The 255-nt window shown below is 65.1% G+C and carries 1 pseudogene; it reads right to left on the bottom strand.

Annotated elements, in window-relative coordinates:
- Positions 1-199 (bottom strand): annotated as a pseudogene (locus tag AB3X96_RS42865) (IS66 family insertion sequence element accessory protein TnpB); the annotation flags it as partial.
- Positions 200-255: the final 56 nt, after the last annotated feature.

Here is a 255-nt window from a genome sequence, read left to right as displayed (position 1 = left end):
CGTCGAGACTCGCGTTGCCGAGTTCAAATTCGACGCCATTCGGCAAGCGCACGTGAAGTGCGGCCACCATCAGTGGCAAGGCCTGCGATGGCCCTTGAGGCGCAGCCGGCGGTGCCGATGGTGCGGTAACGACTGGAATGAATGCCGGCGCCTCGCGCGCCACGCTCGGGCGTACCGGTGTCGGAGTATCGATCAGCACACCATCCGCCCCTGATGGTGAGGTCTGCTGAGCCTGCGCCATTCGCTGCTGACGGT

It is taken from the genome of Paraburkholderia sp. BR13439, from assembly GCF_040948805.1.
Lineage (GTDB): Bacteria > Pseudomonadota > Gammaproteobacteria > Burkholderiales > Burkholderiaceae > Paraburkholderia > Paraburkholderia youngii.
The sequence above is the reverse complement of the archived record's forward strand: the minus strand, read 5'-3'. Positions and strand labels throughout refer to the sequence as shown.